Raw genomic sequence first — 20,793 nt, 5'->3', positions numbered from 1 at the left:
CTTTGATAGTTTGAAATTGCAGTTTGTGTATCTAAAGAAATAGTTATATCGTTTTTTTTTAGATATATTATACTATATTTTAAGTTCAAAATTTATATATATCCCTTAATAATCGAATTTAAACTGAAAATCTATGATAGAGTGCATTCAGAATAGCATAAAAAGACTATTTATTTCTCTTTTAGCAACTAGGATAACTATTAAAAGAAAGAAGATTTTAAATTCTATATACTTTTTTAGGTATTTCATCATTAAACAAATAAAAAAACTGATTCAAAAGTTCATTTGAACCTTTGAATCAGTTTGTTCATTTTATTCTTCTGTTTCAGAATCTGTCTCAGAAGAATCTATTACTGAATCATTGTTTAATTCAGCAGTTGTATTATCTTCATCTGCTATATCTTCTTCGGTTTCTTCATCTTTCTTTACACGGGCTACTGTTGCAACTAACTCATCTTCACTTAGACGAATTAAACGAACACCTTGAGTACTTCGTCCAATGATGGAAATATCATTAACATCCATACGGATTAAAATTCCGTTAATCGTAATTAACATAATATCTTCTGATCCGTCTACTGTTTTAACAGCACACATCGGACCATTTTTCTCCGTAATTTGGATTGTTTTAAGACCTACACCACCACGGCTTTGTAGACGATATTCTGATTCAGGAGTACGTTTTCCATAACCTTTTTCAGTAACAACTAAAATTTCTTGGCCTGGTTCAACTATTTCCATCCCTACTACATAATCGCCTTCACGAAGTTTTATACCACGTACACCTGATGCTGTACGTCCCATCGAACGAATTTCTTCTTCTTTGAAACGGATTAACATACCATCATGGGTTCCGATAATAACATCCTTCGTTCCGTCGGTTAATCGAACTGAAATTAAATCATCATCATCATGTAAATGAATTGCGATTAATCCACTTGTACGAATATTAGCAAATTGTGATAGTTGCGTACGTTTTGTAATACCTGTTTTAGTTGTAAAAATAAAGTAAGCATCTTCCTTAAATTCATTAACATGAATCATGGCTGTTACTTTTTCTTCTTTCTCTAAAGGTAACAGATTTACAATTGGTAAACCTTTTGCTGTTCGACCAAACTCAGGGATTTCATATCCTTTGGCACGGTATACTTTCCCTTTTGATGTAAAGAATAGAATTGTGTCGTGGGTTGAAGTGAACAATAAATGTTCAACGAAATCATCTTCATGGGTACCCATTCCTTGCACACCACGACCACCACGTTTTTGGCTTCGGTACGTATTAGAAGCAAGTCGCTTTATGTAGCCATTATGCGTTAATGTAATAACAGAATCTTCACGAGGAATTAAATCCTCATCTTCGATCATTTCAAGTCCACCAGCAGTAATTTCTGTACGGCGTTTATCATTATATCGTTCTTTAATTTCTGTCAATTCTGTTCGAATAATATCAATTACTTTACTTTCATCGGCTAAAATTGCTTTTAACTCAGCAATTAATACTTGAAGTTCTTGATATTCATTTTCAATTTTTTCCCGTTCTAAACCACTTAAACGTACTAAACGCATATCTAAAATTGCTTGCGCTTGACGTTCAGTTAAATTAAAACGTTCCATTAATACCGGTTTAGCTTCATCACCAGATCGAGAAGAACGAATAATACTAATAATTTCATCAATATGATCTAGGGCGATTCTTAAACCTTCTAAAATATGTGCACGATCTTCAGCTTTTCTTAATTCAAACTGCGTACGGCGTGTAATCACAACTTTTTGATGTTCTAAGTAATGGAACAGCACTTCTTTTAAACTTAAAACTTTCGGTTGACCATTAACTAATGCTAGCATGTTCACGCCAAAGTTAGATTGCATAGCAGTTTGTTTATATAAATTATTAAGGATAACGTTAGCATTTGCATCTTTACGAACTTCAATAACAATACGCATACCACGTCGATCGGATTCATCTCGTAAATTCGTAATGCCATCAATCTTTTTATCCCGTACTAATTCAGCAATTTTCTCAATTAATCTTGCCTTATTAACTTGGTATGGTATTTCATGAACGATAATTGTTTCTTTACCATTCGATTTCGTTTCAATTTCTGCTTTAGCACGGACAGTAATGGAACCACGACCTGTTTCGTATGCTCGGCGAATACCACTTCGTCCTAGTATTAAACCACCAGTTGGAAAATCAGGACCTGGGATAATTTCCATTAACTCTTCTGTTGTAATCGCTGGATTTTCAGATAAAGCGATAACCGCATCGATTGTTTCCCCTAATTGATGGGGTGGAATGTTTGTTGCCATCCCTACCGCAATACCAGAGGCACCGTTTAATAAAAGGTTTGGAATACGAGCTGGTAATACGATAGGCTCTTTTTCATTTCCATCATAGTTTGCTTGATAATCAATCGTATCTTTATTAATATCTCGTAACATTTCCATTGTTATTTTGGACATACGAGATTCTGTATAACGCATCGCCGCAGCTCCGTCGCCATCGACAGAACCAAAGTTACCATGACCATCTACTAACATATATCGATAACTAAAATCTTGCGCCATACGTACCATGGCGTCATAAATTGATGAGTCACCATGGGGATGGTATTTCCCCATTACGTCTCCAACAATACGAGCAGATTTTTTATATGGTTTATCTGACGTATTTCCTAGCTCATGCATTCCATATAGAATACGACGGTGTACCGGTTTTAAACCATCACGTACATCTGGTAATGCCCGTGATACGATAACGCTCATTGCATAGTTTAAAAACGATGTTTGTACTTCTTCACTTATTTTTATTCCTTTTACACCTTCATGTTGATTTTCAGACATATGAAAGACCTCCCTTCAGAACCAAGTTAAATGTCTAAGTTTTGTACATATACCGCATTATCTTCAATGAATTTTCGACGAGGCTCGACCTCATCCCCCATTAATTCTTGGAAGATTTGATCTGCTTTCATTGCATCATCTAATTCAACTTGAAGAAGCGTGCGATGCTCTGGATCCATCGTTGTATCCCAAAGTTGTTCAGCATTCATTTCACCTAGACCTTTATAACGTTGGACGACTGGTTTCGGCATGCTTGGTAAGCGTTCTAATATCGCTTGTAGTTCTTCATCTGAATAACAATACTCAACATGTTTACCTTGTTTCACTTGATATAAAGGTGGTTGAGCCGCATATACATAACCAGCTTCAATTAGCGGACGCATAAAGCGGAAGAAGAATGTTAATAAAAGAATACGAATATGAGCACCATCAACATCGGCATCTGTCATAATAACGATTTTATGATAACGTGCTTTTTCTAAATCAAATTCTTCTCCAATACCTGTACCAAACGCTGTAATCATCGCACGAATTTCAGCATTCGACAAAATTCGATTAATATTTGCCTTTTCAACGTTTAAAATCTTTCCGCGCAACGGTAAAATCGCTTGGAAGTAACGATCACGCCCTGATTTAGCAGAACCGCCTGCGGAATCACCTTCTACAATATAAATTTCTGACTCAGCAGGATTAGTAGAAGAACAGTCTGCAAGTTTTCCTGGAAGGCTGGATACTTCTAAAGCAGATTTACGGCGTGTAAATTCACGTGCTTTTTTCGCTGCAACACGGGCACGAGCAGCCATTAATCCTTTTTCTACGATTTTTCGTGCTACAGAAGGATTTTCTAACATGAAACGTTCAAAACCATCAGAAAATAAAGAGTTTGTAATGGAACTTACTTCTGAATTTCCTAATTTTGTTTTCGTTTGTCCTTCAAATTGTGGATCAGGGTGTTTGACAGATATAATTGCCGTCAATCCTTCCCTTACATCCTCACCAGTTAAATTTCCTTCAGTATCTTTTAATAAATTTCCTTTACGTGCATAGTCATTAATTACTCGTGTAAGGGCTGTTTTAAAACCTGATTCATGAGTACCGCCCTCATAAGTATTAATATTGTTAGCAAATGAATAAATGTTAGAAGAGAATCCAGCATTATACTGCATTGCAATTTCAACCGAAATACCATCTTTTTCACCCATGATATCAATTGGGTCATGAATCGGTTCTTTTGTTTTATTTAAATGCTCTACATACTCACGAATACCACCTTCAAAGTGATATGTGTTTATGCGCTTTTCTTCTTCTCGTTCATCCACAATAGTAATGCGAATACCACGGTTTAAATAAGCAAGTTCTCGTATACGAGTTGCTAAAATATCATATTCGTAAACAGTTGTTTCTTTGAAAATTTCTGGATCCGCTTTAAAACGAGTTGTTGTACCTGTCTCCTCAGTATCACCAATAATTTTTACTGGTTGAACAGTTTTACCTCGTTCGAATTTGATGGAATGAATATGACCATCACGTTTTACATATACTTCCGTTGCAACAGATAAAGCATTCACTACAGATGCACCTACACCGTGAAGACCACCTGATACTTTATATCCGCCACCGCCGAATTTACCACCAGCATGTAGAACTGTCATAATAACTTCAACTGCTGGCATTCCCATTTTTTCTTGAATATTGACTGGAATACCACGACCATTATCTTCTACACGAATCCAGTTGTCTTTTTCAATTGCAACCGTAATTTCTGTACAATAACCTGCTAATGCTTCGTCAATACTGTTATCCACGATTTCCCAAACTAAATGGTGAAGCCCTTTAGAGCTTGTGGAGCCAATATACATCCCTGGACGCTTACGAACAGCTTCTAACCCTTCTAAAACTTGAATTTGATCCGCATCATAAGCTTGTTGAACTTGTTTCTCTTCTAAAGCCACCATGTTCACCTACTCTTTCATTACCTCAGTATGTGTCAAAATTAAAAAGCTTTATCAAAATTTCTAAAACTTTCTAAATGAAAACTTAAGCGAATTTTTTAACTGTTATTCCCAATGCCATAAAATTTAAGGCTACAGTACAATTCGCTTAGATTAAAAAATTAAATTAATTTGTTTATTTATTGAGTTTCTATTACACCTTGTTTCACGTGAAACATTTTCGCATGTTGTATTGTTTCATGATGAATCCCATCAACACTTGTTGTCGTGACAAACGTTTGCACTTCACCTTGAATGGTGTTTAATAAATGTGATTGGCGATAATCATCTAATTCGGACAATACGTCATCTAAAAGTAAAATAGGTGCCTCTTTCGTCTCTTGCTTAATTAATTCTATTTCAGCTAGTTTCAAAGATAAGGCTGTTGTACGTTGTTGACCTTGTGATCCATAAGTTTGAACATCATAATCATTTACCAAAAACTGTAAATCATCTCGATGTGGACCAACTAATGTAATCCCTCTTTCAAGCTCACGCTTTCTTACTTCTGCTAACTTCTTTTCCAAGTATGTAGCCATTTCATCATCATTCCATTCTGGATTAAGTCCAGAAGTAGCTCGATATTGAATCGTTAACTTTTCAAGACCACGTGAGATGCCAGAATGGATTTTTTCAGCCCAATCTTGTAAAAGTTGTATAAATTGAAGTCTTTTACGAATAATTTGGACAGCTGACTGAATATATTGCTCAGTATAAATAGCAAATAAAACGTCATCGATTTGCTGTTTCCCTTGATTTATTTTCAGCAAATGATTGCGCTGTTTTAATAATTTCTGAAATGTAAGCAATTCATGTAAATACACTGGCGATATTTGACCTATTTCCATGTCGATAAACCGCCTTCTTATTTGCGGGCTACCTTTTACGACGTTTAAATCTTCAGGAGCAAACATCACCACGTTCATTTGACCAATATAATTGCTTAACTTCGTTTGTTCTAAATGGTTTATTTTGCCCTTTTTGCCTTTTTTCGTAACAGACAATTCCATTGGAAAACTACCGTAACGATTTTGGACAACACCATCTATTTTACCATAGTCTGCTTGCCAACGGATTAATTCTTTATCATTACTTGTTCGATGGGATTTTGCCATGGCTAAAACATAGATAGATTCCATTACATTTGTTTTACCTTGAGCGTTCTCCCCAATAAACACATTAATTTTGGGTGAAAAATCTAATGTTAATGATTCATAGTTACGATAATTTGTAAGCTGTAAATGCTCGATGAACATTTAATTTTCTCCGTTCTTATTGACGATGACAAATCTACCACAGCCAGGAATATTAATGACATCGCCATGTCGTAGTTTACGGCCACGTCTTTTGTCGATTTCACCGTTAACAAATACATCATTTTCTTGAAGGAACCATTTAGACATGCCACCAGAGCTAATTGCATCTGTAACTTTTAAAGCTTGACCAAGGGTTATAAATTCTGTATCAATTATAATTTCATCCAAATTAAATTCATCCTCCGATTACGTACATCTATCCTTATATCATACCTAAAATTAAGGAAAAAATCCAAGGAAAGTAGGATAAGGGCGTTGTCAGGAAATTTTTGTAACCGAAAGAAATAAAAAAGATAGCCACGAATGACTATCTCATTTATCCATAATGTTTGATTAATAAGTTCTTACTGGTAAGATCAATTGTAAAATTGCATCATCATGTATAGAACGTAATGTAAATGGTCTCATTGCACCTGTAAATTGAATGACTACATCTTGTCCATCAATTGCTTTTAACGCTTCCATCATATATTTTGCACTGAAGGAAATTTTTAAATTTTCCCCTTCTAATGTTTCCACAGGAATTTGCTCTTCTACTTTTCCGATTTCAGGAGAGTTAGATGAAATTTCAACAATATTTCCGTCGAATGTTTCAAAACGTACAACATTATTACGATCTTCTCGAGCTAATAAAGAAGCACGATCGATTGCTTGTAATAAGGATTTCCCGTTAATTGTAATGTTTGTTTTAAATTCTTCTGGTATTAAACGGGATGTTTCTGGGTAATTCCCTTCTAATAGACGAGAGAAGAATAAAACATTTTCTGTTTTAAATAAAACTTGTTGGTTTGTAATAACGATTTGAACAGGATTTGTCGAATCTCCTAAAATTTTATTTAGTTCATTTAAGCTTTTACCTGGTATAACGACAGAGTTTACATCTGTAGGTAAATTTTCTAATATTGTTTTTCTTCTAGCTAAACGGTGACTATCTGTTGCAATACAAATTAATTCATTACCATGAATTTGCCAATTCACCCCTGTTAATACAGGACGGCTTTCAGATGCTGCTACTGCAAAAACTGTTTCTCGAATAATAGATTTTAATAAATCAGCCGGTATTGAAAATTGTCTATCAGTTGAAACTTCAGGTAATAATGGATACTCTGAAGCGTCTAATCCGATAAGATGGAATTCAGATTTCCCAGAACGAATATGAGTTTGTAAACCGTTAGATACTTCGATTTCAACATCATTTGTTGGTAATTTTCGAACAATCTCATTAAACATTCTTGCTTGTAAAACAATGGAGCCTGTTTCAGTCACATTGATTAATTGATCTCCGTTTTCTTCAATCGGAATAAATGTTTGGATAGTTATATCTGCATCACTACCCGTTAATGTTAACCCTTCGTTTGTTACATCCAATTTAATCCCCGTTAAAATCGGAATTGTCGTTTTGGAACTTACGGCTTTCATTACGTCATTTAATCCATCTAGTAAATGATCTCGCATTATATCAAATTTCATCATTAGACCCTCTCTTAATTAATTATATTATTTTTAAAAGATATTAATAGATATAGTAATAGGCCCTGTGGATTTGTGTATAACTCATTCAAACATGCATGAAATCAAATTATCCACATGTTAATAAATTGTGAATAAAGTTGTGAGAACTTCATCATGTTATCCACATTATTATTTCCCTAACATACTACGAATTTGTTTAATATCTTGCTGAAGTTGTTGATCTTCTTTTAATAAAGATGCAATTTTTTCGTGAGCATGAATGACGGTTGTATGATCCCGTCCTCCAAATTCCTCTCCTATTTTTGGCAAAGAAAAATCGGTTAACTCACGAGATAAATACATAGCAATCTGTCTTGGAAAGGCGATAGATTTTGTACGTCTCTTTGCTGAGAAGTCCTCTAATTTAATATGGAAGTGCTCTCCAACAGCAGTTTGAATATCTAAAATAGAAATCATACGTGGCTTTGAATTTGGAATAATATCTTTCAATGCTTCGGCAGCAAGCTCTGTTGAAATATCTTTATTAACTAAAGAAGAATATGCAACTACTCGAATAAGTGCACCTTCCAGCTCCCGAATATTTGTATCAATTTGATTTGCAATATAATGCATTACTTCATTTGGTATATCTAGTCCGTCTGCTTTCGCCTTTTTACGAAGAATCGCAATACGTGTTTCCAAATCTGGCGGTGTAATATCCGTAATAAGCCCCCATTCAAAACGTGAACGAAGACGATCTTCTAATGTTGGAATTTCTTTTGGCGGTCGATCACTAGAAATAACAATTTGCTTAGATTCTGTATGCAACGTGTTGAATGTGTGGAAAAACTCTTCTTGAGTGGATTCTTTCCCAGCTAAAAATTGAATATCGTCAATCAGTAATACATCGACATTACGGTATTTGTTTCGGAAATCTACTGCTTTGTTATCACGAATCGAGTTAATAAATTCATTTGTAAATTTTTCTGATGATAAATAAACGACCTTCGCATTTGGATTATGTTCCAATACATAGTGGCCAATGGCATGCATTAAATGGGTTTTGCCTAATCCTACTCCTCCATAAATAAAGAACGGGTTATAGGCCTTTGCAGGTGCTTCTGCAACGGCTAAAGATGCTGCGTGGGCAAACCGATTCCCCGAGCCAATAACGAATGTATCAAATGTATATTTTGGATTGAGCATTCCTGGTGTCATTTCAGAATGGTCATCGTTATTATTTGCCTGTATTACCGGAGCAGGTAAATCAAGGCTGTCATAATCGTCCTGATCCTTTTGAACAACAAATTTAATTAGCAAGTCTTTACCTGTAAGTTCAGATAAAATACCCGCGATTAGATGAAGGTAATGATTTTCAAGCCAATCACGAGTAAATGAGTTAGGGGCGGCAATAGTTACATTGCTTCCTTTATAAGAAAGTAATTTCGTCGATTTAAGCCACGTCTCAAAGCTTGGTTTTGAAATTTTTTGTTCAACTTGAGCCAGGACATTCATCCATAATTCTTCTAAATGTTCCAAGCTTTTAACTCCTTTTCATGTATATTTTCCATTTCAAATAAATAAACTAGATTTATATATGATAATAGAAAATCTATTAAACACATAATCACAGCATGTGGATAACTATTATCCAAAAGCTGTGTTGAAGTTTGTCCACAAGTTATTAACATCTGTGGATAAAATATTTCCCAAATTAAATGTCCACAAAAGAAAACACATTTATCGTAACAAAAAAAGATTGTCATTTCAATAGCTGGTGAAACTTATCCACACAGTTAAATTTTATTCACCATCGTATTATCCACAAGCATAGAATTTGTGAAAAACTTGTCGATAAGTATTGTGGATAAAATTTTAAAATAAAAAAATATCCACAACGAGTGTTTATAATAATCATCTCTCGTTGTGGATATTTTTATTTAGAGAAGAAACTGCTAAAAGCTAGTCGGTCAAATATTTAATTGACAATCTAATTCTTTTATATATATAATGTTATGGTCTGTATGTAGGATAGAAACTTTAACTTTCATTTGGAGGTGTAATATATAATGAAACGCACATATCAACCAAAAAAACGTAAACATAGTAAAGTACACGGATTCCGCGCACGTATGAGCACAAAAAACGGACGTAAAGTATTAGCTGCTCGTCGTCGTAAAGGAAGAAAAGTATTATCAGCATAAGTCCACTGAGCCTATTCAGTGGCTTTTTTTTTCTTCATTTTAATAAAGAATAAAAGAAAGTAATCACGATAGTAGGTGAAGAAATGAAAAAGCGCCAGCGAATTAAAAAAAATGAAGACTTTCAAAAAGTATTTAAAAAGGGAAAGTCCTTTGCCAATCGTCAATTCGTTGTTTATTGTTTGCCGAATGAGGATCAAACAGAATTTCGTATTGGTTTATCCGTTGGAAAAAAAGTTGGGAAAGCTGTAACGAGAGTTCAAATTAAACGATATATTCGACAAGTATTTTTAGAATTAAAAGATGAAATAAGACAAGATATGGATTATGTTATTATCGCCAGAAACCCGGCGGCCACATTAGATTTTCATGAAACAAAAAAGAGTATTGAACATGTGCTAAAAATTGCAAAAGTATTAAAGAAGAAATAAGTAACTCTACAAATGTCTCTTAAAATATTAATAAAATTTTCAAAACTAAATAATTATTGTCAATATTTATAGAGGGAATTAAAACAATTTGTAGAGTGTAAGCGGCTACACGTGGTAAAATAGCTAAAAAGTTGAATAGTATTCTAGGAGGAAGAAGGTTGAAGAAAAGTCATTGGATGATTCTGTCGCTAGTTTCAGTAGCATTGTTGCTTTCTGGTTGTACAGAATTTGATCAGCCAATTTCATCTGAAAGCGAAGGCTTTTGGAATGAATTTATCGTTTGGCCATTAGTATCAGTTATTAAGTATTTCGCAGATTTATTAGGTACGTATGCTCTTGGGATTATTGCTGTTACAATAATAATCCGATTAGTCATCCTTCCATTAACGATTAAACAAGTAAAAAGCTCGAAAAAAATGCAAGAAATCCAACCAAAAATGAAAGAATTACAAAGGAAGTATGCTTCAAAAGATGCTGTTACTCAACAAAAGTATCAGCAAGAAATGATGGCATTAATGCAAAATTCTGGCGTGAATCCTGCGGCAGGATGTTTACCAATGTTAATTCAAATGCCTATTTTGATTGGTTTCTATCATGCAATTAGTCGTATGAATGCAACACCAGCCTTTGATTTAGGGACATTTCTTATTTTCCCGCTCGCAGATCCAAGTATTGTATTAGCGATTTTAGCTGGTTTAATCCAATTTGTCGTATTGATGTCTGGACCTGCTATGGACAACCCTCAAATGAAAGTGTTGATGTATATTATGCCAGTTATGATTATGATATTTGGTGCTGTATTACCAGCTGCATTATCATTATATTGGGTTGTCGGAAACATCATCTCAGTAATTCAAAACCTTGTTATTTATAAGCCTTGGAATAGAAAGAAAATAGAACCTGCTACAACAGGAGGGGCGAAAAAGTGAAACAAATTACGCAATTAGGCGCAACAGTAGAAGAAGCGATCTCATTAGCGTTACAACAACTTAATACTACTCGTGATCAAGTAGAAGTTGAGGTTTTACAAGAAGGTAAAAAAGGATTTTTAGGTTTTGGTGCACGGAAAGCTGAAGTTCGTGTGACTGTTAATGAAGTATATTCAGAACCAATTGTTGAAGCCCAATCTCCAGTAGAAGTTATACAACAGGAGCAGGATCAATCGGTTGGAACAGAAGAGCTATTAGAAGTAGAAAGTGAAAAAGAAAGCCCAATTGATATTGCGAAAGAATATATACAAAATATAGCGATTGAAATGGGTATTGATGATTTATCGATCGATGGAAAAGTTCAAGGTAAAAACATTTTATTTAAATTAGAAAGTGAAAAGGCGGCACTTTTAATTGGAAAACGTGGTGCTACATTAAATGCATTACAACAATTAACCCAATTAGTAGTAAATAAAAGTACAAAATCTTTCTTAATGGTAAAACTTGATGTGGAAAATTACCGCGAACGACGTCAAATTGCTTTAGAGCAATTAGCTGAGCGAATGGCTGATAAGGCAATCCGCACAGGAAAAAAGGTTTCTTTAGAGCCGATGCCTTCCTATGAAAGAAAAGTCATTCATAATGCATTAGCGAATCGAATTGATATTGAAACATATTCTGAAGGTACTGAACCGAATCGTCATTTAGTAATAGAACCAGTTAAGTAATGAAAACATATTAGAATAACAAAAACGGCCTTTAAAAGGTCGTTTTTTATTTCCTTTTTATATGCTTAAATAAATGACGATCTTTTTTATCCACATGTGGAAAATTTGCTTTACTTTCGTAATTCAATAAAATATGTTACTCTAAATTGTTAGTAAATGAAGTTCGTAACAGTTATTCACATGTGGATAACTTCGTATAGTTGTCACAAGATAAAAGTATTCATCTTATGACGTTTTGGTGAGGTCATCAATTACACAAAAGTGTAATTGATTTAGTAGGAGGATTTTAAAATGGAGTATGATACGATTACCGCGATATCCACACCAATGGGCGAAGGAGCCATTGCTATTGTCCGTTTAAGTGGGGATGAAGCAGTTAAAATAGCAGATAAAATTTTCAAGTCACCGAGTGGCAAAAAATTAATAGAAGAAAAATCCCATACGATTCATTATGGTTATTTAATTGAACCAAAAAGTGAAGAAGTAGTAGAAGAAGTCATGATTTCGTTAATGCGGGCACCAAAAACCTTTACCCGTGAGGATGTAGTTGAAATTAACTGTCATGGTGGAATTGTTTCGGTAAATCGTGTGTTGCAGCTCGTTTTACAAAATGGGGCAAGATTAGCGGAACCGGGTGAATTTACAAAACGTGCCTTCTTAAATGGACGTATTGATTTATCTCAGGCTGAGGCCGTTATGGATTTAATCCGAGCGAAAACAGATCGTGCGATGAATGTAGCTTTAGGACAAATGGAAGGTAAACTTTCAAGATTAATTGGCCAATTACGTCAAGCATTAATTGAGACATTAGCTCATGTAGAGGTTAATATAGATTATCCTGAGTATGATGATGTAGAAGAGATGACCATTCCAGTACTTTTAGAAAAATGTACATGGGTAAGGGATGAAATCGCTAAGTTATTACAAACTTCTTCTCAGGGGAAAATATTACGTGAAGGGCTTTCTACGGTTATTCTCGGTAGACCTAATGTAGGGAAATCTTCATTATTAAATAGTTTAATTCACGAGAATAAAGCAATTGTTACTGATGTTGCAGGTACAACTCGTGATATTATAGAAGAGTATGTCAATGTGCGCGGCGTACCTTTGCGTCTAGTTGATACTGCAGGGATTCGTGAAACGGAAGATATCGTCGAAAGAATAGGGGTAGAAAAATCTCGACAAGTATTAAAGGAAGCAGATTTAATTTTACTTGTTTTAAATTCGGCGGAACCATTATCTGAAGAAGATGAACGTCTGTTTGAAACCATTCAAAATATGGACTTTATTGTCGTTGTTAATAAAACAGATTTACCGCAACAAATTGATTTGGAAAAAGTAAAGGCATTGTCCAACGGTCGTCCTGTTGTGACAACGTCCATTTTACAAGAACAAGGAATCATTGAGCTAGAAGAAGCAATTGCCAAGACTTTCTTTGAAGGGCAAGTGGAAGCAAATGATTTAACTTATGTTTCCAATGCGCGCCATATTGCTTTACTTCATCAAGCAAAATCAACTATTGAAGATGCGATCGATGCAGCCCATACCGGTGTTCCAGTTGACATGATTCAAATTGATGTAACGAAAACATGGGAACTATTAGGGGAAATAGTCGGTGACACAGTGCAAGAAAGCTTGATTAATCAGCTATTCTCACAATTCTGTTTAGGAAAATAAATTTAAAATAAGAAAGGGAGAGACGGCATGACAACAACATATGAAGCTGGGCAATATGATGTCATTGTCATCGGTGCAGGTCATGCTGGTGTAGAATCAGCATATGCTGCAGCAAAAATGGGTGCGAAAACACTTATGGTGACAATTAATTTAGACATGATTGCCTTTATGCCATGTAATCCATCTGTTGGTGGACCAGCAAAAGGAATCGTTGTGCGTGAAATAGACGCATTAGGCGGTGTGATGGGGAAAGTAATTGATAAAACTCATATCCAAATGCGTATGCTAAATACTGGGAAAGGACCTGCAGTTCGTGCTTTACGTGCACAAGCAGATAAAGTTCTTTACCAACGTGAAATGAAACGTTTATTAGAGGAAGAAGAAAATTTAACAATTCATCAATCAATTGTTGATGAATTAATCGTTGAAGATGGTGTCGTTCGCGGTGTCATTACACAGACAGGTGGAATTTACCGAGCAAAAGCAGTTATTGTCACAACAGGTACGTATTTGCGCGGTGAAATTATTATTGGGGACTTAAAATATTCAAGTGGGCCAAACAATCAACAACCATCCATAAAATTAGCGGATAATTTGCGCGACCTTGGCTTTGAAATGGTTCGTTTTAAAACGGGTACACCACCACGTGTAGACAGTAAAACGATTGATTATAGTAAAACCGAAATTCAACCTGGGGATGATGTGCCACGTGCATTTAGTTTTGAAACAACTGAATTCATCATGGATCAAATTCCTTGTTGGTTAACGTATACAAGTCCTGAAACACATCAAATTATTAATGATAACCTTGACAAAGCACCAATGTATACTGGTGCGATTACAGGTACAGGACCACGTTATTGCCCATCAATTGAAACGAAAATTGTTCGCTTTAACGATAAACCGCGTCATCAACTCTTTTTAGAACCAGAGGGCCGTGATACTCAAGAAGTTTACGTACAAGGTTTGTCAACAAGTTTACCAGAACATATTCAACGGAAAATGTTACAAACAATTCCTGGGTTAGAAAAAGCAGAAATGATGCGTGCTGGTTATGCAATTGAATACGATGCGATTGTACCAACGCAATTATGGCCAACATTAGAAACAAAACGCATTAAAAATCTTTATACAGCTGGTCAAATTAACGGTACTAGTGGATATGAAGAAGCTGCTGGTCAAGGGTTAATGGCAGGTATTAATGCCGCTGCTAAAGTTTTAGGAAAAGAAGAAGTTATTTTAAAACGTTCAGATGCTTACATCGGTGTTTTAATTGATGATTTAGTAACAAAAGGAACAAATGAACCGTATCGTTTATTAACATCTCGAGCAGAATATCGTTTATTACTTCGTCATGATAATGCGGATTTACGTTTAACTGAACTTGGATATAAATTAGGCTTAATTTCAGAAGAACGTTTTGCGAAATTTACGAAGAAAAAAGAACAAATCGAAACAGAGATTGCTCGCCTTCGTGAAGTTATTATTAAACCAAATGAAACAACACAAGCTGTCATCCGCTCTGTTGGTGGAACAGAATTAAAAGATGGGATTCGGGCTTCGGATTTAGTGAAACGAACTGAAATGACATACGATTTAGTCGCTTCATTAACTCCATCTGGTCTTGAATTAAGTGAAGAAGTAAAAGAACAAATTGAAGTTCAATTGAAATATGAAGGATATATTCAAAAAGCGTTAAATCAAGTTGAAAAACTCCATAAAATGGAAGGTAAAAAAATACCAGAAGATATTGATTATGATGATATTTCTAGTTTAGCTACAGAAGCACGGGAAAAATTAAAAGAAGTACGTCCATTATCAATTGCACAAGCTTCTCGTATTTCAGGTGTTAATCCTGCAGATATTTCAATTTTGCTTGTTTATATTGAACAAGGGAAGATTGCGCGAGTAAGTAACGAATAATTGTTCAATGAGCGTTCGAGTACCAACTTTTCTCGGACGCTCCTTCTTTTGTAAATAAGCATCCATTCTCAAATAAAGGAGATCCATATGAACGAACAACAATTTATTGAAGCATTAAAAAATAAGGGGATTGAACTTAGTGATCAACAAATCGCTCAGTTTAAAAAATATTTTGAACTACTCGTTGAGTGGAATGAAAAAATGAATTTAACGGCAATCACGGATGTTGAAGGCGTCTATTTAAAGCATTTCTATGATTCCATTAGTGCAAGTTTTTACTTTGATTTTACGAAAGTACAATCTGTTTGTGATGTAGGTGCAGGTGCGGGCTTTCCAAGCTTACCAATCAAAATATGTTTCCCTCATTTACATGTAACAATTGTTGATTCTTTAAATAAACGTATTACATTTTTAAATCATTTAAGTGAACAATTACAATTAGATCATGTGGAGTTCGTGCATGCTCGTGCTGAAGAATTTGGACAAAATGCATCATACCGTGAAAAGTTTGAGGTCGTAACAGCTCGTGCTGTAGCGAGACTAGCTGTATTATCCGAACTTTGCTTCCCGCTTGTTAAACAGGGAGGTTATTTTGTTGCATTAAAGGCTGCGGCAGGACCTGAAGAGCTGAAAGATGCGAAAAAGGCAATTACTACATTGGGTGGATCTTTAAAAGAAGAATTTGCCTATACTTTACCGATTGAAGAGAGTGAACGGACTTTATATGTGTTTGATAAAGTGAAGCACACACCTAAAAAATACCCTCGTAAACCGGGCGTTCCAAATAAAACACCAATCGTATAAAAAATTTGTTTTATTAGCCGCGATCTATTGGAAGTTATGTATAAGCGGCTAATAGGCAATTTAATTTTATAAGTATGAAAATTTTTATTAGAATAAAAGAGTTGTGTTTCTATTAATTTAACAAATGTTCCACATGAAACATTTAGTCTTTATGGATAATAATAGATTTTGTATGTGTTTTTTTCTTTCTTTTATTAGAAAACTTTTATTTGTCACAAATTTTTAGATATAATTTTGCATCTTGAAGCATACATATTTTATATTTATGTTAATTTAATAGATTTTTACATCTATCAGACTCTGTACATTTTATAAATAATAATAAATAATATTTATAATGAGTATCGAACAAGATAGTTTCTAAAAGGTGGTGCCTATTGAATGAAAAGTCCTTTTTCACGTTTTTTCGGAGGCGGCGAAAAAACTGTTTCTGAAGAAAAAAATGAAGTAGAACAAGTAGTAGCACAAGATGATAAGAATAAGGCTGCAGAAGAAGTAGTAAAAATCCCAATTGATAAGATTATTCCAAATCGGTTCCAACCTCGTACGGTTTTTGATGAAGAAAAAATTGAAGAATTATCAAGAACAATCCATACCCACGGTGTAATTCAACCGATCGTTGTACGAAGTTATGAAGACGATCGCTATGAAATTATTGCGGGTGAACGTCGTTACCGAGCAATGAAAAAACTAAATTGGACTGAAGTACCTGCAATTGTTCGTAATTTAAGTGATAAAGAAACCGCTTCTATTGCTTTAATTGAGAATCTTCAACGAGAAGAACTAACAGCAATTGAAGAAGCATTAGCTTATCAGCAATTGCTCGAACTTCATTCACTAACTCAAGAAGCACTTGCTCAACGTTTAGGGAAAGGTCAATCAACGGTCGCTAATAAATTACGTTTATTAAAACTACCCCAATTTGTACAAGAAGCAATTTTAAAGAGAGAGATAACGGAAAGACATGCCCGGGCTATGATCTCCATTAAAGAAGAAGAATTGCAATCTGAATTAGTTACTTTGATAAAAGAAAATGATTGGAATGTACGCCAATTAGAAGAATATATTCAGCAACTTAGTCAACCAAAAGAAGAAGTAAAAAAAGAAAAACCGAAACGAAAAGCGATAAGTAAAGATATTCGAATTGCCTTAAATACGATTAAACAATCTCTTTCGATGGTAACGAAAAGTGGTATTAATGTGAAAACGGAAGAGGAAGATACAGAAGATTACTACCAAATTACTGTGAAAATACCAAAGAAAAAATAAGTTTCAAGTATTTCAATAGATCATTTTTGGCTTCCCAATTTAGGTTATAGTGATATGTCATTACTTCATATTTAACATTAAAGGAGGTATCTCATTTTTGAGATGCCCCTTTTTCTATAAAATTTATACAATATGTTTTTAGAATGTCATACATCTATTATATAAATTTGATAAAATAGAAATACCTATTTATCTTATTTTAATTTCATGCGTTTGAGGACGCTTAAGTGTAGTTGATTTTTTAATAAATTGATTGATGAAAGCAGGTGCAAAAGGCTTGGGAAGAATTATTGCCATTACGAACCAAAAGGGTGGTGTAGGAAAAACTACAACATCTGTAAATTTGAGCGCTTGTCTTGCTTATTTAGGGAAAAAGGTACTTTTAATAGACATTGATCCACAAGGTAATGCTACAAGTGGAGTTGGTATAAATAAAGGTGAAATTCAAAGCTGTATCTATGATGTATTAATCGATGATGAAGAAGTCGTTAACGTCGTCCAACAATCAAAAGTTGAAAATTTATATGTCGTTCCAGCAACTATTTCCCTTGCAGGGGCTGAAATTGAACTCGTTTCAACTATTTCTCGTGAGGTAAGATTAAAACATGCCTTACAAAATGTAAAAGAGCAATACGATTATATTATTATCGATTGTCCACCTTCATTAGGTTTGTTGACAATTAATGCTTTAACCGCATCTGATGCCGTCATTATTCCGGTTCAATGTGAATATTACGCCCTAGAAGGGTTGAGTCAATTACTATCAACAGTACGTCTCGTTCAAAAACATTTAAATCAACAGTTATATATTGATGGTGTTCTTTTAACGATGTTAGATGCTCGTACAAATTTAGGTATACAAGTTATCGAAGAAGTAAAGAAATACTTCCAAGATAAAGTGTATAAAACAATTATTCCCCGAAACGTTCGTTTAAGTGAGGCACCAAGCCATGGAGAACCGATTATTATTTACGATTCAAAATCAAGAGGTGCTGAAGTCTATTTAGAGTTAGCAAGGGAAGTGATTAAAAATGGCTAGAGGATTAGGAAAAGGAATTGGTGCGTTATTTCCTACTGAAACATTAGAACATTTACAACCAAACGAAGAGCAAATTGAAAAGATCGCATTACAGAAACTTGTCGCTAACCCTTTTCAACCTCGTAAACTATTTGATGATGAAGCTATTGAAGAATTAGCTCAATCGATTAGTGAACATGGGATAATTCAACCGATTGTTGTTCGGAAAAAGGGAAAAAAATATGAAATTGTTGTCGGTGAAAGACGCTTCCGTGCTGCGAAATTAGCTAACTTAGAGGAAATTCCAGCCATCGTAAAAGACCTTACGGAAGAACAAATGATGGAACTAGCCATTTTAGAAAATCTTCAACGGGAAGACTTAACACCTATTGAAGAGGCTGAGGCTTACGAAAGTTTAATTAAAAAACTAAACTTTACTCAAGAAGAACTTGCGAAACGTTTAGGGAAAAGTCGACCATACATTACGAACCATTTACGCTTATTGCAATTACCAGAAGAGGTAAGAGAGTTAGTAAATAACGGTCAATTATCAATGGGACACGGACGGACATTACTCGGTTTAAAAAATAAAAGAAGAATTCCTGAAGTGGCAAACAAAGTTATTAAACAAGCTTTAAATGTACGTCAATTAGAAGTTTATATTAAACAACTTAATGAAGAAGTTTCACGTGAAACAGAAAAGCCTAAGAAAAAGGATATTTTCGTTCAAGCAACGGAAACTCAGTTACGAGAATATTTTGGAACGAATGTACAAATTAGAAAATCAAAGAATAAAGGGAAAATCGAAATTGAATTTTATTCTGAAGATGATTTAGAGCGTATTTTAGAAATTTTACAACTAGAACAGGAATAGGAAAAGTTGTGAGCGCCAAATTTCCGGCGCTCTTTTTTCTGAGAAGAGGTTAGTCAATGGTACTTCTAGGGACATTCATCAATGTACTATTAATAGTAGTCGGCTCAATTATCGGCCGATTTTTTAAAAACATTTCTGATAATATGAAAAGCACTGTTTTAATGGGTATAGGCTTAGCGGTTACGTTATTAGGAATCCAAATGGGATTTAAAACGAGTAATTTTATCATCGTGATTATTAGTCTTGTCATTGGTGCCGTCATCGGAGAATGGATTGATTTAGATAAAAAGCTATTCCATTTAGGAAAATGGATGGAAAATAAAATCGGCAATAAATCATCAGAAAAAGGGATTGCCGAAGGATTTGTAAATGCTACGTTGATTTTTATCATTGGATCAATGGGTATATTAGGTGCATTAGATAGTGGGATAAGAAATGATCATTCGGTCCTTATAACGAAAGGGATTATTGATGGCTTTACTGCAATTGTATTATCTTCTACCCTAGGGATAGGGGTATTAATCTCTGCAATCCCTGTCCTTTTTTATGAAGGTATCATTACATTATTTGCGAAATTTATAAGTGAGTATATACCAGAAGCAGCGTTAAACCTGTTTATTCAAGAAATGACAGCAACTGGCGGTGTAATGATTATGGCAATCGGATTAAATATAGCTGGTCTAACGAAGGTTCGAGTAGCCAATTTGCTGCCGGGAATCGTTATAGTCGGCTTGGTCGTTACGGTCATGTTTCTTTTTCAATAGATGACGCTGATATGCAAGCAATATTGCACGTGCAATTTTATTGCTCATTGCATACGTAGTATTTAATCGAGTATTTTGTAAAACGAGCATTTCCATAAATCCTCCAACATTAACGATTCCTTTAATCGAGATGTCTCCAATTGGAGGTAATTCTTTCTTTACTGCTTTCCCCGGAAATAACGGCCCTTCATGGACGATAATATGGCCAATGTTTTGTTCGTTACCTAAACAAGCATCAATTGCCACAATGAATGGTGTTGAGGGTTTTTGTTTTATTTCTTCCATTGTTGATGCTAAATTGATTGCATGTAACGGATTTTCCAATGTGCCAATGACTTCAAAGGGAAATGAATGAAAACTGGATAGAAAACTACCAGTTAATGGACCTAAAGCATCCCCAGTTGACCGGTCTGTACCGATACAACAAAAAATTATTTCTTGATCGAATGGGATATAATTTAAAAATAAGTCACTTAATTGCCATAGTGCACCAGTTTGTTCATGATGGACGAATGATTTTAACGGATCATTTAGCATTTTTTGCATAAGCAATTCTCGCTTTCTTTTGAATT

At 34.6% G+C, this 20,793-nt stretch carries 18 protein-coding genes; 11 read left to right on the top strand and 7 right to left on the bottom strand.

The annotated features are described in order from the left end of the window. Positions 1 to 312: 312 nt before the first annotated feature. The 6 genes from gyrA to dnaA form a co-directional block, all read right to left on the bottom strand. Positions 313 to 2,844 (bottom strand): DNA gyrase subunit A, encoded by a 2,532-nt coding sequence (gene gyrA, locus MHH69_RS18645; RefSeq protein ID WP_122972040.1) that lies wholly within the window; start codon positions 2,842 to 2,844, stop codon positions 313 to 315. 26 nt (positions 2,845 to 2,870) lie between these two features. Further along, complete coding sequence (gene gyrB / locus MHH69_RS18640; protein ID WP_174232677.1) at positions 2,871 to 4,799, bottom strand: DNA topoisomerase (ATP-hydrolyzing) subunit B; 1,929 nt, start codon at positions 4,797 to 4,799, stop codon at positions 2,871 to 2,873. A gap of 176 nt (positions 4,800 to 4,975) precedes the next feature. Continuing rightward, positions 4,976 to 6,091, bottom strand: a complete 1,116-nt coding sequence (recF, locus tag MHH69_RS18635; protein ID WP_122972041.1) for a DNA replication/repair protein RecF — start codon at positions 6,089 to 6,091, stop codon at positions 4,976 to 4,978. Continuing rightward, entirely contained in the window at positions 6,092 to 6,319 is a 228-nt protein-coding gene (yaaA, locus tag MHH69_RS18630) for a S4 domain-containing protein YaaA (protein ID WP_122972042.1), read from the bottom strand. It abuts the gene before it with no gap. Positions 6,320 to 6,484: 165 nt separating this feature from the next. After that, entirely contained in the window at positions 6,485 to 7,621 is a 1,137-nt protein-coding gene (dnaN, locus tag MHH69_RS18625; protein ID WP_122972043.1) for a DNA polymerase III subunit beta, read from the bottom strand. 171 nt (positions 7,622 to 7,792) lie between these two features. Next, positions 7,793 to 9,142, bottom strand: coding sequence for a chromosomal replication initiator protein DnaA (gene dnaA, locus MHH69_RS18620; RefSeq protein WP_122972044.1), 1,350 nt, complete (start codon positions 9,140 to 9,142; stop codon positions 7,793 to 7,795). Positions 9,143 to 9,672: 530 nt separating this feature from the next. Between dnaA and rpmH the strand changes: the two genes are divergently transcribed. The 11 genes from rpmH to MHH69_RS18565 all read left to right on the top strand — a co-directional run bounded on the left by rpmH (position 9,673) and on the right by MHH69_RS18565 (position 20,221). Beyond that, entirely contained in the window at positions 9,673 to 9,807 is a 135-nt protein-coding gene (rpmH, locus tag MHH69_RS18615; protein WP_004233310.1) for a 50S ribosomal protein L34, read from the top strand. An 83-nt stretch (positions 9,808 to 9,890) separates the two neighbouring features. Beyond that, the gene (rnpA, locus tag MHH69_RS18610) at positions 9,891 to 10,235 is read left to right on the top strand and encodes a ribonuclease P protein component (RefSeq protein WP_122972045.1); all 345 of its coding nucleotides are present in this window, start codon (positions 9,891 to 9,893) and stop codon (positions 10,233 to 10,235) included. A 158-nt stretch (positions 10,236 to 10,393) separates the two neighbouring features. Continuing rightward, complete coding sequence (yidC, locus tag MHH69_RS18605) at positions 10,394 to 11,164, top strand: membrane protein insertase YidC (protein WP_341362911.1); 771 nt, start codon at positions 10,394 to 10,396, stop codon at positions 11,162 to 11,164. Then, positions 11,161 to 11,892 (top strand): RNA-binding cell elongation regulator Jag/EloR, encoded by a 732-nt coding sequence (gene jag, locus MHH69_RS18600; RefSeq protein ID WP_122972047.1) that lies wholly within the window; start codon positions 11,161 to 11,163, stop codon positions 11,890 to 11,892. The genes yidC and jag overlap by 4 nt, the downstream gene beginning before the upstream one ends. Positions 11,893 to 12,183: 291 nt before the next feature. Then, entirely contained in the window at positions 12,184 to 13,569 is a 1,386-nt protein-coding gene (gene mnmE / locus MHH69_RS18595; protein WP_122972048.1) for a tRNA uridine-5-carboxymethylaminomethyl(34) synthesis GTPase MnmE, read from the top strand. A 27-nt stretch (positions 13,570 to 13,596) separates the two neighbouring features. Beyond that, a complete protein-coding gene (gene mnmG, locus MHH69_RS18590; protein WP_122972049.1) occupies positions 13,597 to 15,492 on the top strand; it encodes a tRNA uridine-5-carboxymethylaminomethyl(34) synthesis enzyme MnmG in 1,896 nt (631 codons plus the stop codon). 87 nt (positions 15,493 to 15,579) lie between these two features. Then, positions 15,580 to 16,296 carry a 16S rRNA (guanine(527)-N(7))-methyltransferase RsmG gene (gene rsmG / locus MHH69_RS18585; RefSeq protein WP_341362910.1) on the top strand — a complete coding sequence of 239 codons (717 nt, stop codon included), beginning with the start codon at positions 15,580 to 15,582 and terminating at the stop codon, positions 16,294 to 16,296. A gap of 381 nt (positions 16,297 to 16,677) precedes the next feature. Then, complete coding sequence (gene noc / locus MHH69_RS18580) at positions 16,678 to 17,565, top strand: nucleoid occlusion protein (RefSeq protein WP_122972051.1); 888 nt, start codon at positions 16,678 to 16,680, stop codon at positions 17,563 to 17,565. Positions 17,566 to 17,842: 277 nt separating this feature from the next. Next, on the top strand, positions 17,843 to 18,604 hold the full coding sequence (locus MHH69_RS18575) for a ParA family protein (protein WP_122972099.1): 762 nt from the start codon (positions 17,843 to 17,845) through the stop codon (positions 18,602 to 18,604). Continuing rightward, positions 18,597 to 19,457, top strand: a complete 861-nt coding sequence (locus MHH69_RS18570) for a ParB/RepB/Spo0J family partition protein (protein WP_341362909.1) — start codon at positions 18,597 to 18,599, stop codon at positions 19,455 to 19,457. The genes MHH69_RS18575 and MHH69_RS18570 overlap by 8 nt, the downstream gene beginning before the upstream one ends. 56 nt (positions 19,458 to 19,513) lie before the next feature. Next, entirely contained in the window at positions 19,514 to 20,221 is a 708-nt protein-coding gene (locus tag MHH69_RS18565; RefSeq protein ID WP_341362908.1) for a DUF554 domain-containing protein, read from the top strand. Here MHH69_RS18565 and yyaC read toward each other — a convergent pair. Beyond that, the gene (gene yyaC, locus MHH69_RS18560) at positions 20,138 to 20,767 is read right to left on the bottom strand and encodes a spore protease YyaC (RefSeq protein WP_341362907.1); all 630 of its coding nucleotides are present in this window, start codon (positions 20,765 to 20,767) and stop codon (positions 20,138 to 20,140) included. The genes MHH69_RS18565 and yyaC overlap by 84 nt on opposite strands. Positions 20,768 to 20,793 lie beyond the last annotated feature (26 nt).

It is taken from the genome of Ureibacillus sp. FSL E2-3493 (assembly GCF_038077515.1).
Classification (GTDB): domain Bacteria; phylum Bacillota; class Bacilli; order Bacillales_A; family Planococcaceae; genus Ureibacillus; species Ureibacillus halotolerans.
This window is presented reverse-complemented; position numbering and strand designations above follow the sequence as displayed.

What these genes read in the sequence shown, in the direction of transcription:
- gyrA (WP_122972040.1), bottom strand. Translation starts at nt 2,844, where the DNA reads ATGTCTGAAAATCAACATGAAGGTGTAAAAGGAATAAAAATAAGTGAA.
- MHH69_RS18570 (WP_341362909.1), top strand. Translation starts at nt 18,597, where the DNA reads ATGGCTAGAGGATTAGGAAAAGGAATTGGTGCGTTATTTCCTACTGAA.
- rsmG (WP_341362910.1), top strand. Translation starts at nt 15,580, where the DNA reads ATGAACGAACAACAATTTATTGAAGCATTAAAAAATAAGGGGATTGAA.
- noc (WP_122972051.1), top strand. Translation starts at nt 16,678, where the DNA reads ATGAAAAGTCCTTTTTCACGTTTTTTCGGAGGCGGCGAAAAAACTGTT.
- dnaN (WP_122972043.1), bottom strand. Translation starts at nt 7,621, where the DNA reads ATGAAATTTGATATAATGCGAGATCATTTACTAGATGGATTAAATGAC.
- rpmH (WP_004233310.1), top strand. Translation starts at nt 9,673, where the DNA reads ATGAAACGCACATATCAACCAAAAAAACGTAAACATAGTAAAGTACAC.
- rnpA (WP_122972045.1), top strand. Translation starts at nt 9,891, where the DNA reads ATGAAAAAGCGCCAGCGAATTAAAAAAAATGAAGACTTTCAAAAAGTA.
- yyaC (WP_341362907.1), bottom strand. Translation starts at nt 20,767, where the DNA reads ATGCAAAAAATGCTAAATGATCCGTTAAAATCATTCGTCCATCATGAA.
- recF (WP_122972041.1), bottom strand. Translation starts at nt 6,091, where the DNA reads ATGTTCATCGAGCATTTACAGCTTACAAATTATCGTAACTATGAATCA.
- gyrB (WP_174232677.1), bottom strand. Translation starts at nt 4,799, where the DNA reads ATGGTGGCTTTAGAAGAGAAACAAGTTCAACAAGCTTATGATGCGGAT.
- mnmG (WP_122972049.1), top strand. Translation starts at nt 13,597, where the DNA reads ATGACAACAACATATGAAGCTGGGCAATATGATGTCATTGTCATCGGT.
- MHH69_RS18565 (WP_341362908.1), top strand. Translation starts at nt 19,514, where the DNA reads ATGGTACTTCTAGGGACATTCATCAATGTACTATTAATAGTAGTCGGC.
- mnmE (WP_122972048.1), top strand. Translation starts at nt 12,184, where the DNA reads ATGGAGTATGATACGATTACCGCGATATCCACACCAATGGGCGAAGGA.